Annotated in this window: 9 protein-coding genes; 4 read left to right on the top strand and 5 right to left on the bottom strand. The window is 69.7% G+C overall.

The window, feature by feature from the left end; translation table 11 throughout:
- Positions 1-121 precede the first annotated feature (121 nt).
- The 4 genes from FB600_RS13055 to hpnI form a co-directional block, all read right to left on the bottom strand.
- Positions 122-1168, bottom strand: coding sequence for a lysylphosphatidylglycerol synthase domain-containing protein (locus FB600_RS13055; RefSeq protein WP_096749465.1), 1047 nt, complete (start codon positions 1166-1168; stop codon positions 122-124).
- Positions 1165-2088 (bottom strand): hopanoid biosynthesis-associated protein HpnK, encoded by a 924-nt coding sequence (gene hpnK / locus FB600_RS13050; RefSeq protein ID WP_145756932.1) that lies wholly within the window; start codon positions 2086-2088, stop codon positions 1165-1167. Before hpnK ends, FB600_RS13055 begins: the two co-directional genes overlap by 4 nt.
- 5 nt (positions 2089-2093) lie before the next feature.
- Positions 2094-3515 carry a hopanoid biosynthesis associated radical SAM protein HpnJ gene (gene hpnJ / locus FB600_RS13045; RefSeq protein WP_145756953.1) on the bottom strand — a complete coding sequence of 474 codons (1422 nt, stop codon included), beginning with the start codon at positions 3513-3515 and terminating at the stop codon, positions 2094-2096.
- A 127-nt stretch (positions 3516-3642) separates the two neighbouring features.
- A complete protein-coding gene (gene hpnI, locus FB600_RS13040; RefSeq protein WP_098154383.1) occupies positions 3643-4818 on the bottom strand; it encodes a bacteriohopanetetrol glucosamine biosynthesis glycosyltransferase HpnI in 1176 nt (391 codons plus the stop codon).
- A 731-nt stretch (positions 4819-5549) separates the two neighbouring features.
- Here hpnI and FB600_RS13035 point away from each other — a divergent pair.
- Positions 5550-6548, top strand: coding sequence for an LLM class flavin-dependent oxidoreductase (locus FB600_RS13035; protein WP_025098875.1), 999 nt, complete (start codon positions 5550-5552; stop codon positions 6546-6548).
- A gap of 72 nt (positions 6549-6620) precedes the next feature.
- Here FB600_RS13035 and FB600_RS13030 read toward each other — a convergent pair whose 3' ends face one another.
- Positions 6621-7826: an alpha/beta fold hydrolase gene (locus tag FB600_RS13030; RefSeq protein WP_145756933.1), complete on the bottom strand. Its 1206-nt coding sequence runs from the start codon at positions 7824-7826 to the stop codon at positions 6621-6623.
- Positions 7827-7996: 170 nt separating this feature from the next.
- Here FB600_RS13030 and pdxY point away from each other — a divergent pair, with 170 nt between their 5' ends.
- From pdxY to FB600_RS13015, 3 genes are all read left to right on the top strand, one after another.
- Positions 7997-8860 (top strand): pyridoxal kinase PdxY, encoded by an 864-nt coding sequence (gene pdxY / locus FB600_RS13025; protein ID WP_013697166.1) that lies wholly within the window; start codon positions 7997-7999, stop codon positions 8858-8860.
- 198 nt (positions 8861-9058) lie between these two features.
- Complete coding sequence (locus FB600_RS13020; protein ID WP_098181208.1) at positions 9059-11542, top strand: FAD-dependent oxidoreductase; 2484 nt, start codon at positions 9059-9061, stop codon at positions 11540-11542.
- Positions 11543-11728: 186 nt separating this feature from the next.
- Positions 11729-13825, top strand: coding sequence for a phosphocholine-specific phospholipase C (locus FB600_RS13015; protein ID WP_145756934.1), 2097 nt, complete (start codon positions 11729-11731; stop codon positions 13823-13825).
- Positions 13826-13847: the final 22 nt, after the last annotated feature.

Raw genomic sequence — 13847 nt, 5'->3', positions numbered from 1 at the left:
AGGATACGCGCCTATGGGGGCGTGCAACAACATCGGTCGCCGGATTCGGACCGGGCCGGGCGATCAGGACTGCTTCGGGCCGGGTCGCCCATGCTGCGGCCGCGCTCCGGCGGGGCGGCCTTCAGGCATTCCCGGTCGAGCCGCCTCGCCGGTCGCGATCGGCGGCCTCGTGCCTGGCCTCGCGCTTTGCCTCGTGCCTGGCTTCGCGACGCACCACGACGATTTCCGCGCCCTGCCACGACACCAGCGCCAGGGCGCCGAACAGCAGCTCGCGGGCACGCTTGACCAGCGCCAGCGACAGGGCCGTCTCGCGATCGACGCCGAACATCTGCGCGAGCAGCACCACCGTCGCCTCCTGCACGCCGAGCCCGCCCGGCACCATGAAGGCCGCGTGCCGCACGGCCTGCACCATGGCCTCGATGGCGATCGCCCCGCCCGCGGACACGGGATGCCCGAGCAGGGCCAGCGCCCAGTAGATTTCCAGCGCCCCGCTCACGTAGCCGGCCAACTGCCAGCCGAAGGCGCGCAGCAGCAGGCCGGTGCGCGACATCAGCGCCTCGATGGCCGCGTCGAGCCGCTTGCCGTCGACGCCCTGCAGCAGCGCGCCGGTGTCGCCGAGCAGCCGGCCGGCGAAACGCTCGATCGCATGGAAGATCCCGCCGCGCCGCAGCAGCGCGAAGGCCAGCACGGGCACCGGCACCGATAGCACGAGCGCCAGTGCGATGGTCCTCGCGCCGCCGCCGAGGCCCGTGCCGGCCAGCAGCAGCACCAGCCCGAGCGCGGAGAACGCGTACTGCACGGCCACCGTGACCAGCACCTCGACGATCACCGAGGCGCTCACGAACGCCACGTCCGGTACCCGCCAGCGCGCGAGCCGGATCCCGACGATCTCGCCGCCCACGCCGACCACCGGCAGCAGGCGATTCACCGCCTCGCGCACCGTGGCGACCCACCAGAGGAAGCCCAGCGGCGCGCGCCGGTCGAGTAGCAGGCGCCAGGCATGCGCGTCGAGCAGCAAGGGAAATGCGTGGAAGGGCACCAGCCAGAGCAGGGCGAAACCGGCGCGTCCGATGATGCGAACCACGTCGCCGACGCCTTCGTGGGCCACCAGCCCAAGCAGCAGCGCGATGCCGAGCGGCCAGCCCAGCCGCCGGACCCACTTCGTCATCGCGAGCTCGCGCGGGAAGCGCGCTCCGCATTCGCCTGCGCGTCGCCCTGGCGCGATGCTGCGCCCCGCCCTGCCCCGTTCGCGCCGCCCGCTTCGCCGAACACGGCCGCAAAACCGCCGCGCGCCACGCCGGCCGCCTCGAGCGCGGCCGCCACGCGCGGCGACAGCAGCGCCGCGAGTTCCTCGCCGGGACGGTAGTCGTGCATCGAGGGCGTGATCGGGCCGTCGCCGGGCTCGGCCGGATGCGAGTAGATCTCGCCGACGCCCGAGAGCGGCAGCGCCGCGATCGCATCGAGCAGCGCGCGCTCGTCCATGTGCCCGGTGCGCTCGATCCCGACCACGTAGTCGTTGTGCGCGATTCCCGCCCGGTCGAGCCTGGCGCGCACCAGCGCGATCCAGGGGCGCAGCCAGGCCGGCGCGGAACGCTCGAAAGGCAGGCGCACCGCGCGCAGCCCATAGTCGCGCCCGATCTCGACGATCATCGACAACACGGTGGGATGCAGGTGGAAATGCTTGTGGGCGTTGACGTGATCGAGCGGCAGCCCGCTCGCCGCGAAAGCCTCGAATTGCGCGCGGATCTCGCGACGCAGTTGCGCGCGCACCCGCGGCACGAAGAAGAAGCGGCAGCCGTCCCTCGCCATCGCGTCGCCGAAGCGGCCGTCGGCTGCCACCAGCGCCGGGATCTCGCGCGCCGGCAGCATCGCCGCGCCATCGGCCAGCACCAGGTGCAGCCCGACCGCCAGCGAGGGCAGCCGCCGCGCGCGCGCTACCGCGTCGTGCGCGGCGGGAGCGGCCACCATCAGGCTCGCGGCCGTCAGCACGCCCTCGCGATGCGCGCGCTCGACCGCTGCGTTGACGCGCGGATGCAGGCCGAAATCGTCGGCGGTGAAGATCAGCGCGCGCGGCGGCGACGTGGCCATCGCGTTCAGGCCTCGTGCGCGCGCAGGAAGCGGAAGAACTCGACGCCTTCGCGCAGGCGCCGCTTCATCATCTCCCAGTTGCTCAGCATCTCGCGCACGATCTCCCATATCTTCGCGGGGCGGAAGTAGAAGGCCCGATAGAAGTGTTCGAGCTCGTGGTAGATGTCTTCCTTCGACAGGTGCGGATAACCGATCGCGGCGAGCTGCACGCCGGCCTTGCTGACCAGGTTGATGGTCTTGTTCTCCTCCAGCCAGCCGTTCTCGATCGCCTGCTCGTAGAGCCGCGTGCCCGGATAAGGCGCCGCCAGCGAGACCTGGATCGTGTGCGGATTGATCTCCTTCGCGTATTCGATGGTCTTCCGGATCGTGTCTTTGGTCTCGCCGGGCAGGCCCAGGATGAAGGTGCCGTGGATCTTGATGCCGAGCTTCCTGCAGTCCTCGTTGAAGCGGCGCGCGATGTCGGTGCGCAAGCCCTTCTTGATGTTCAGCAGGATCTGGTCGTCGCCCGATTCGTAGCCCACCAGCAGCAGGCGCAGCCCGTTCTCCTTCATGATCTTCAGCGTCGCGTACGGCACGTTCGCCTTGGCATTGCAGGACCAGGTCACGCCCAGCTTGCCGAGCCCGCGCGCGATCTCCTCGACGCGCGGCTTGAAGTCGGTGAAGGTGTCGTCGTCGAACATGATCTCCTTGACTTCCGGCATGTTGTCGCGAATCCACTTCACCTCGGCCAGCACGTTCTCGACCGAGCGCACGCGGTAGCGATGGCCGCCCACCGTCTGCGGCCACAGGCAGAAGGTGCATTTCGAGCGGCAGCCGCGGCCGGTGTAGATCGACACATAGGGGTAGTTCAGGTAGCCGATGAAGTAGTTGTCGATCTTCAGGTCGCGCTGGTACACCGGCGCCACGAACGGCAGCGCGTCCATGTCCTCGATCATCGGGCGCGCGCCGTTGTGCTCGATCGCGCCGTCGGCGGCGCGGTAGCTCAGGCCTAGGATGTCGGCGAAAGGCTTGCGCTCGGCCACGTCGCGGCAGGTGTAGTCGAATTCCTCGCGGCAGACGAAGTCGATCGCGTTGGAGGCCACCAGCGAGTTGTGCGGATCGACGGCCACCTTGGCGCCGACCATGCCGATCAGCACCGAGGGCTTGCGCTGCTTGAGGTCTTGCGCGAAGGCCGCGTCGGTCGGGAACGAGGGCGTGCTGGTGTGGATGATCACCAGCTCGTAGTCGGCGGCGATCTCCAGCGTCTGCGCTACCGACAGATCGTCGGCGGGCGCGTCGAGCACGCGGCTGCCGGGCACCAGGGCGGCGGGCTGGGCCAGCCAGGTGGGATACCAGAACGAGCGGATCTCGCGCTTGGCCTGGTAGCGCGAGCCGGCGCCGCCGTCGAAGCCGTCATAGGACGGCGCCTGCAGGAACAGCGTCTTCAGTGGGGTTGCGTTTGCTTGCATGATTCGTCTCGATACGATCAGGTTCGTCAATCCGCGCGGCGGGCCGCGCGCCCGTTCAGTCCAGTTCCGTCGAAACGCGTCGCGCCGGGCGCGCGCCGCGCCGCGCTCATCGTCCGTCGCCGCCCTCGCCGAAGCTCGCGCGCGCGCCGCCGGCCACCGCGATGCGCGCGCCGCGCCAGCTCACGTGGGTGCCGAACGCCGCCGCGATCCAGACGCAGAACAGCAGCGCGTCGCGCACCGGCACCAGCGGCAGGTCGCGCCAGAACACCAGCCGGCTCGGCGAGCCGCGCGCATGCAGCACCAGCCGCGCCAGCACGCCGGCACTCGCCGCGCAGGCGGCGATCAGGCCGGGCAGCGTGGCTTCCAGGCGCACCGCCAGGTGCGCGCCCACCAGCAGCCAGGGCGCCGTGAAGGTGATCAGCAGGCTGGCGAAGCCACCGCCCTTCAGCGAGCGGATGGTGCGCAGCCAGCGCGTCTCGCGCGCCCACAGCGCGGCGAAGCTGGCCTCGATCACGTCGGTCCTCACGCTCACCTCGGACAGCACGGTGCGACGCCCCACGCGGCGCGGCAGGGCGGCCAGCCAGTAGTCGTCGGCCAGTTCGTCCTTGAGCGCGGCGAGGCCGCCGATCCGATCGAGCGTGTCGCGGGTGAGCGCCAGCGTCGCGCCGAAGCCGAAATCGGAGGAACCGCCCAGGTGCGCGATGCGCACCGAGGGCGCGAACCAGGCGTCGACGAACTGCGCGCCGATGCGCGCCCAGAAACCGCCGACATCGCGTGCGTGATAGAGGCAGGTGACCACGCCGATCGACGGGTCGGCCAGCGGCGCGCTCACGCGTTCGAGATAGTCGGGGCCGACGGCGATGTCGCTGTCGGCGATCACCAGGCGGTCGTAGCGCGCGCGCTGGGCGATGTTGATCAGGTTGCTGACCTTGAGGTTCTTGCCGTGCACGCGCGAATCGATCACCAGTTCGAGATCGCAGCCGGGGAAATTGGCCTGCACGCGACGCACCACGGCGATCGCCGGATCGGTGGGCGAAGCCACGCCGCAGACGATCTGGTAGCGCGGATGGCGCTGCGAACAGAAGGTGGCGAGGTTCTCGTAGAGACGCGGCTCGGCGCCATAAAGCGGCTTGAGCACGCTGACCGGGGCGCGCCAGCCCTCGCGTGCCGCCGACGAGGGTGTGCGCGGCGCGGGCGCCAGCGCCGCGAACCAGGCATAGGCGCAGGCCGCGCAGGTCAGCGCGACCAGCAGCCAATCCACCACGCAGGACAGGCCGGTCATGATGCGCTCCGGGCGGCGGCACGGCCGGTTCGGAGCAGGAAGAAACGCGATGCGGTAACGACGACTGCGACTGACACGGTCCCGACTCCTGGCGCCCGGGACGAGGCCCCGGGCGATGGTGATATCGATCGTGAACGCCGCCGATTCCGCGATTGCGACTTGATCCGGCCATCGCTTTTCAGGAATCCCGCGGCGTGTCTTGAATATCGGGACGAGTGTATCAGCGAACTCCGAAACCCTGCCCGGAGCCACTCACGACACGGCAAAAACTGCACATATCGACACAGATGGTCGACTTTTCGACGCAATAACGGGGGCGATAACGTAAGCGATTCGCATGTCGATTGCCAGCTTTCTTGTCAGACTTATGTAGCATTTCAGCTAAAAATCTGTCGATTCAAATGGATTTCGACAAATATTTCGGTGCATTACCGCTGATTCCGCGCACGTTATCGAAGAAATATGACAGTCGCATATCGTGCAATTGATGTGCCGTTCTGTCGCACTTGCGGAACCTTCGGCGCCTGGCGTCACGTCGCTGCCGCCGGCAGGCTCACCCTGCGCGCGACAGGGTTATCGGCGCGCCGTCAGCGGGCTCGACAGGGCTTTGGCACAATCGGCGGCACCCGACGTCATGATCCCGCCGCGCAGCACGGCAGGCGCATCGCCAGCAGGCCGCGCCCGCGCCGCCCGGCAGCCGTGACGCCCCACTTTCCGATACCCACCCGCCCATGATCCCGTTCTCCGTTCTCGATCTCGCGCCGATTCCCCAAGGCGCCGATGCCGGCCAGGCGTTCCGCAACTCGCTCGATCTCGCCCAGCACGTCGAACGCTGGGGCTACCAGCGCTACTGGCTGGCCGAGCACCACAACATGCCCGGCATCGCCAGCGCGGCCACCGCCGTGGTGATCGGCCATATCGCCGGGGGCACCAGCACGATCCGCGTCGGCTCGGGCGGCATCATGCTGCCGAACCACGCGCCGCTGGTGATCGCCGAGCAGTTCGGCACGCTCGCCTCGCTCTACCCGGGCCGCATCGAGCTGGGCCTGGGCCGCGCACCCGGCACCGACCAGACCACCGCGCGCGCGTTGCGGCGCGACCTGGTCGGCAGCGCCGATTCGTTTCCCGACGACGTGGTGGAGCTGCAGCGCTATTTCGCCGAGCCGGTGGAAGGCCAGCGCGTGCGCGCGGTGCCGGGCGCGGGGCTGAACGTGCCGCTCTGGCTGCTCGGCTCGAGCCTCTTCTCGGCGCAGCTGGCCGCCATGCTCGGCCTGCCCTTCGCCTTCGCCTCGCACTTCGCGCCCGACTACCTGATGCGCGCGCTGGAGATCTATCGCGCGCAGTTCCGGCCATCGGCCACGCTCGACAAGCCGCATGCGATGGTGGGCATCAACGTGTTCGCGGCCGACACCGACGACGAGGCGCGGCGCCTGTTCACCTCGCTGCAGCAGCAGTTCCTGAACCTGCGGCGCGGCACGCCGGGCAAGCTGCCGCCGCCCGTCGAGGTGCTCGAGGGCAGCGAGTTCGAACTCGCCAACGTGGCGCAAGCGCTGTCGTTCGCGGCGGTGGGCTCGCGCGACACGGTGCGCGAACGGCTCAAGCGCCTGATCGCGCAGACCGGCGCCGACGAGCTGATCGTCGCCGCGCAGATCTACGATCACGCCGCGCGCGTGCGCTCCTACGAGATCACCGCGCAGGTGCGCGACGAGATCGCGGCGCAAGGCGCCTGATCGCTTGATCCAAGGGAAGGGAAATCGCGCGCGACGGCCGCTCGGGCGCCGCGCGCGCGGGGCGAACGCCCCTTATTTCGCGGCCTGGCCGCCCGCGGACGCGGCTGCCGCGTGCGGTGCCGCGAGCCAGCCCAGCAGCGCCTTGTGGAAGGCCGCCGGATCCTGCATCTGCGGCGCGTGGCCGAGCGCGGGAAACTCGATCAGCGTCGAGCCCGGAATCGCCGCGTGCGCGCGCTTGCCGAGCTCGGGATAACGACCCAGCCTGGCATGCACCTCGGGCGGCGCGACGTCCTTGCCGATCGCCGTGGTGTCCTTGTCGCCGATCATCAGCAGCGTCGGCACGCGGATCAGGCCGAACTCATACACCACCGGCTGGCTCAGGATCATGTCGTAGAGCAGGGCCGAATTCCAGGCCACGATATCGCGGCCCGGGCCGCGGTACATGCCGGCCAGCATCTGCACCCAGCGCTCGTAGTTCGGCGACCACTCGCCGGCGTAGTAGGTGCTCTGCTCGTAGCGGCGAATGCTGTCGGCGGTAGTCTTCAGCTCGCGCGCGTACCAGTAGTCCACCGTCAGCGGCGGCACGCCCAGCGCCTTCCAGTCCTCCAGGCCGATCGGGTCGACCAGCACCAGTTGCCGGGTCGCCTTCGGGTACATCAGCGCGTAACGCACGGCGAGCATGCCGCCGGTGGAATGGCCGATCACGGTCGCCTCCTTCACGCCCAGCGATTCGAGCAGCGCATGCGTGTTGTGCGCGAGCTGCTGGAAGCTGTACTGGTAGCGCTCGGGCTTGGTCGACTTGCAGAAGCCGATCTGGTCCGGCGCGATCACGCGATAACCGGCGCGGCTCAGCACCTCGATCGACCCTTCCCAGGTGGCCGCGCAGAAGTTCTTGCCGTGCAGCAGCACCACCGTGCGGCCGTTCGCGTGCTCGGGCTTGACGTCGAGATAGGCCATCTGCAGCGGTTCGCGCTGCGAGGTGAAGGCGTAGCGGTGGACCGGGTAGGGATACGCGAAACCCTCGAGCTCGGGGCCGTAGGCCGGCCCCTCGTTGCCGGCCGCGGCCGAGGCGAGCGCCGCCAGCGAGGCGGCCGGCAGCGTGACCGCGCCCGAGGCGAGCGCCTCGGACTCGGCGGCGAGGCTCTCCGACGCGGGCGCGAGCAGCGCGGCGGCAAGCGCCGCGCCGCCGAGCATGCCGGCCGCGACGCGGCGCGCCGGGAAGCGTGCCGACGAGCACGCAGATAGGCGCGAGGAAACAATCGTGCGAATCGAAAACATCGTGGGATACCGGGCAAGAGGAAGGGAACGGCGCGACGTTCGCGATTTTACGTTCAGTAAGCCAGGGCTGCCGCGAGGCGCGCCGGCGCCCGTATTACCGCGTGTTTCCGCGCGGCTGCGACTTAATGTATCGTTCATGACAGCCCCGAACCCGCGACGAGCCGCCGACCATGAAGAACGTCCTCAGCATCCAGTCGCACGTGATCTACGGACATGCGGGCAACAGCGCGGCCGTGTTCCCGATGCAGCGCCTTGGCGTCAACGTCTGGCCGCTCAACACGGTCCAGCTCTCCAATCACATGCAGTACGGCAACTGGGCCGGCAGCGCGATCGACGCGGCCAAGATGGAGCAGTTGGTGGACGGCATCGCCGCGATCGGCGCGCTCAAGCGCTGCGACGCGATCCTCTCGGGCTTCCTCGGCTCGCCGGCGCAGGCGCATGCGGCGGTCGACATCGTGCGCACCGTCAAGTCGATGAACCCGAACGCCTGGTATTTCTGCGATCCCGCGATGGGCCAGACCGGTGGCATCCGGCCCGAACCCGGCGTGGAGGAATTCATCGTCACCGAACTGCCCGCGCTCGCCGACGGCATGGCGCCCAATCACAGCGAGTTGCAGAAGCTGGCAGGGCGCCGCGTCGAGACGGTGCGCGAGGCGGTCGACGCCTGCCGCGAGATCATCCGGCGCGGGCCCAAGGTGATCCTGGTCAAGCACCTGCATGATCGCAACAGTCCCGCCGATCGCTTCAACATGCTGGCCGTGACCGAGCACGAGGCCTGGATCGGCCAGCGCCCGCTGTATGCCTTCCCGCGCCACCCGGTCGGCGTGGGCGACCTGACCAGCGCGGTGTTCGTGGCGCGGCGGCTGCGCGGCGACTCGGTGCGCGCCGCCTTCGAGCACACGCTGGCGGCCGTGCACGCCGTCGTCAAGGCCACCTACGACGCGCGCCGCTACGAGCTCGAGCTGGTCGCCGCGCAGGACGAGATCGCCAATCCGAGCGAGTGGTTCGGCGCCTGGGTCACCGATATCGAGTGAGGCGCCGGCTGTTGGCCGCGCTTTCATCAACCGCCTGATCCGGCTTCGCCGCGCCGCCGGCTCGTCCACCCTGCCTCGCCCCTCCCGTCCCGATTCCCACGCGATCCACCCCGCTCGACCAGTTGGATCCCGTCGCGTCGCAAATGTGTCATTTTTAGGCAATACGATGCGTTTTGTTGCAATCGACCGAAACTCGCGATGACCGCCTCCCGCTCCGCCCTTCCCTCCCATGCCCGCGTCGTGATCATCGGCGGCGGGATCATCGGCTGCTCCACGGCCTACCACCTGGCGCGCGCCGGCATCACCGACGTGGTGCTGCTCGAACAGGGCCAGCTCTCCTGCGGCACCACCTGGCACGCCGCCGGCCTGGTCGGCCAGTTGCGCACGCAGCGCAGCCTGACCCAGCTGGTGCGCTATTCGACCGAACTCTATGCCTCGCTGGAAGCCGAGACAGGGCTGGCCACCGGCTGGAAGCGCTGCGGTTCGCTGTCGGTGGCGCGCACCGCCGAGCGACTCACCCAGCTCAAGCGCAGCGCCGCCACGGCGCGCGCCTACGGCGTGGAATGCGAGCTGATCGACGCGCAAGCGGCCGGCGAGCTGTGGCCCGCGATGCGCAGCGACGATCTCGCCGGCGCGGTCTGGCTGCCCGGCGACGGCAAGGCCAATCCGACCGACCTCACGCAGTCGCTGGCGCGCGGCGCCCGCCAGCGCGGCGTGCGCATCGTCGAGGGCGTGCGCGTCACCGAACTGCTGAGCGAGCGCACCGGCACGCGCCGCCGCGCGAGCGGCGTGAGTTGGCGCGACAAGGATGGCCAGGGCGGCACGCTGGCCGCCGAGATCGTGGTCAACTGCGCGGGCCAGTGGGCCAAGGGCCTGGGCAGGCTGGCCGGGGTCACGGTGCCGCTGCACTCGGCCGAGCACTACTACATCGTGACGGGCCGGATTCCCGGCGTGCATCCCGAGCTGCCGGTGATGCGCGACCCCGACGGCTACATCTACTTCAAGGAGGAAGTGGGCGGCCTGGTGATGGGCGGCTTCGAGCCCGACGCGAAACCCTGGGGCATGGACGGCATCCCCGAGGACTTCGAATTCCAGCTGCTGCCCGACGACTGGGACCAGTTCGAGATCCTGATGCGCAACGCGCTGCATCGCGTGCCCGAGCTGGAGACGGCCGAGGTCCGGCAGTTCTACAACGGCCCCGAATCGTTCACGCCCGACAATCACTTCATCCTCGGCGAGGCGCCCGAGCTGGCGAACTTCTTCGTCGGCGCCGGCTTCAACTCGATGGGGATCGCCTCGGCGGGCGGCGCGGGCCGCGCGCTGGCGGAATGGATCGTCGGCGGCGAGCCGGGCATGGACCTGTGGTCGGTCGACATCCGCCGCTTCGCGCGGCTGCACGGCAACGACGCCTGGCTGCACGACCGCGTCAAGGAAACGCTGGGGCTGCACTACGCGATGCCCTGGCCGAACCGCGAGCTCGACAGCGCGCGCGGCGTGCGGCGCTCGCCGATCCATGCGCGGCTGGAGGCGGCCGGCGCCTGCTTCGGCAGCCGCATGGGCTGGGAGATCGCCAACGTGTTCGCGCCGCCGGGCCAGGCGCCGCGCATCGACTACCGCTTCGGCCGGCAGAACTGGCACGACTGGAGCGCGGCCGAGCATCGCGCCGCGCGCGAGGGCGTGGCGCTGTTCGATCGCAGCGCGCAAGCCAAGCTGCTGGTGAAGGGGCGCGACGCCGAACGCGCGCTGCAATCGCTGGCGGCCGCCGACCTGGCGGTGGCGCCCGGCACCGTGCTGCGCGCGGCCATCCTCAACGCGCGCGGCGGCTACGAATCGGATCCGGACGTCGCGCGCCTGGCCGACGACCAATTCCTGCTCGTCACGGGCGTCGCGCAGGTCACGCGCGACCTCGACCTGCTGGAGCGGCATCTCGATGCCACCGGGCTGCACGGCGTCGCCGTCGACGTGACGGGCCAGTACGCGCTGTTCTCGCTGCTCGGGCCGCGCTCGCGCGCGCTGCTGCAAAGCGTGTCGAAGGCCGCGCTCGACGCGGTGGCCTTCCCGCTCGGCACGATGCGCGAGATCGACCTGGGCCATGCCACGGTGCGCGCGCTGCATCACCCGATCGTCGGCGAGCCGGGCTGGGACCTGCTGGTGCCGGTCGAATCGGCGCTGCCGGTGTTCGACACGCTGCAGGCGGCCGGCGCCGCCTTCGGCCTGGCCTGCGCGGGCGAGTACGCGCTCGAATCGCTGCGCATCGAGAACGGCCGCGCGAGCTGGGGCCGCGAACTGTCGCCGGGGCTCGATCCCTTCGAGGCGGGTCTAGCCGGGCTCTGCAAGCATGCCGCGCCGGGCGCCTTCCCGGGCGCGGCCGCGCTCGCGACCAAGGCGGGGCAGCCCTGCGCGCGGCGGGTGGTGGCGCTCAGTGTCGACGGCCGCCCCGACGTGACGCTATGGGGCGGCGAAGGGATCCTGCGCGACGGCCGCCCGGTCGGCACCCTCAGCTCGGCCGCCTTCGGCCACACGCTCGGCGCGCCGGTCGCGCTGGGCGTGGTCGCCTGCGATCCAGGGCAGCCCGACCCGAGCCTGGGCCGCTACGAAATCGAGCTGGCCGGCGAGCGGCTAGCGGCGAGCCCGCACCAGTTTCCCCCGACTGACACGAATTTCCTGGAAAAGCGAAAATAGCCCGGCTTTCAGGCGATTTTTATTTTGTTTTCTGCGTCGCAAACGTTATCGTCATTCACGCGAATGACACCATTTGCTCGCTATTCTCGCCACCATATCCGCGGCGCAAGGGCACGCCGCGGTGGTAGCGTTTTCCAGCGGCCGTACTGGCACGGCCGTCCCTCCCCGCCGCACAGGAAGAAACAAATGACGACGAAGCATCGCCGTGACTTTCTGCGTCTGGCCGCCGGCACCGCCGGCGCCGCCGCGCTCAGCGTATTTCCCCCCGTGATTCGCAACGCGCTCGCGATCCCCGCGAACCGCCGCACCGGCACCATCCGCGATATCGAACACATCGTGATCCTGATGCAGGAGAACCGTTCGTTCGACCATTACTTCGGCACGCTGCGCGGCGTGCGCGGCTTCGGCGATCCGCGCCCGCTGGCGCTGGCCAGCGGCAAGTCGGTGTTCCACCAGCCGGCCGGCACGGGCGAGCTGCTGCCCTTCCACCCGAGCGCCGCGAACCTCGGCATGCAGTTCATCCAGGATCTGCCGCACGGCTGGCAGGACATGCACGCGGCCTGGAACCACGGCCGCTACGACCAGTGGGTGCCCAACAAGGGCACCACCTCGATGGCCTACATGCAGCGCGGCGACATCCCGTTCCACTACGCGCTGGCCGACGCCTTCACGATCTGCGACGCCTACCACTGCTCGATCCCCAGCTCGACCGACCCGAACCGCTACTACATGTGGACCGGCTACGTCGGCAACGACGGCCAGGGCGGCGGCCCGGTGCTCGGCAACGAGGAAGCGGGCTACGGCTGGACCACCTATCCGGAAGTGCTGGAGAAGGCCGGCGTGTCGTGGAAGATCTACCAGGACATCGGCGAAGGCCTGAACGCGGCGGGCTCGTGGGGCTGGACCAGCGACAACCCCTACATCGGCAACTACGGCGACAACTCGCTGCTCTACTTCAACCAGTACCGCAACGCGCAGCCGGGCAACCCGCTGTACGACAAGGCCCGCACCGGCACCGACATCAGCGCGGGCGGCACGCTGTTCGACGTGCTGAAGGCGGATGTGGCGAACGGCACGCTGCCGCAGGTATCGTGGATCTGCTCGCCGGAAGCCTATTCGGAGCACCCGAACTGGCCGGCCAACTACGGCGCCTGGTACGTCGAGCAGGTGCTTGCCACGCTGACCTCGAACCCGGAGGTCTGGAGCAAGACTGCGCTGTTCGTCACCTACGACGAGAACGACGGCTTCTTCGACCACGTGCCGCCGCCGTTCGCGCCGCAATCGCGCGACAACGGCCTGTCGACGGTGGCGACCACCAACGAGGTGTTCCCCGGCGACGCCACCCACGTGGCCGGCGCCTACGGACTCGGGCCGCGCGTGCCGATGATCGTGGTCTCGCCCTGGACCAAGGGCGGCTGGCTGTGCTCGCAGACCTTCGATCACACCTCGCTGCTGCAGTTCATCGAGGCGCGTTTCGGCGAGCAGTACGACATCCCGGCCTCGAACGTGTCGCCGTGGCGTCGCACCGTGTGCGGCAACCTGACCAGCGCCTTCGATTTCCGCGATCCGGACGCGCGCCTGCCGCAACTGCCGGACACCAGCGGCTACGCGCCGCCCGATCGCAACACGCACCCGAGCTACACGCCGATCCCGCCGAGCACGCAGGCGGTGCCGAAGCAGGAGTCGGGGCTGCGTCCGGCGCGCGCCCTGCCCTACGAGCTGTTCGTCTTCGGTCGCGTCGACTCCACCACCGGCAAGTTCAAGCTGTGGTTCGCCAACACCGGCCGCGCCGGCGCGGCGTTCCAGGTGCAGGCCGCCAATCGCACCGACGGCCCCTGGGCCTACACGGTCGATGCCTATCGTCGCTTGTCGGACAGTTGGAGCACGGCCGCCACGCTCGGCCTCTACGACCTCTCGGTGCACGGCCCGAACGGCTTCTTCTGCCAGTTCCGCGGCACCACCTCGGCCGGCGAGGGGCGCACGCCGAACCCGGAAGCGCTGTACGGCTACGACGTGATCAACGGCAACCTCACGCTGCGCCTGTCGAACCGCGGCCGCACGGCGGTGCGCCTGACCGTGTCGAACGGCTATGGCGGACACACGCGCACCTACGAGCTGTTCCCGGGCCAGCGCATCGACGACTACTGGGACCTGCGCGGCAGCCACGGCTGGTACGACCTGACGGTCAGCGACTGCACCTCGGCGGGTTTCCTGCGCCGCTTCGCCGGCCACGTCGAGACCGGCCGCCCGAGCACCAGCGATCCGGCGATCGCCACGCTGTAAACGGCGACGGCGAGCGTCGCGT

The sequence above is a fragment of the Burkholderia sp. SJZ089 genome (assembly GCF_007828315.1).
GTDB lineage: Bacteria > Pseudomonadota > Gammaproteobacteria > Burkholderiales > Burkholderiaceae > Burkholderia > Burkholderia gladioli.
The sequence above is the reverse complement of the archived record's forward strand: the minus strand, read 5'-3'. Positions and strand labels throughout refer to the sequence as shown.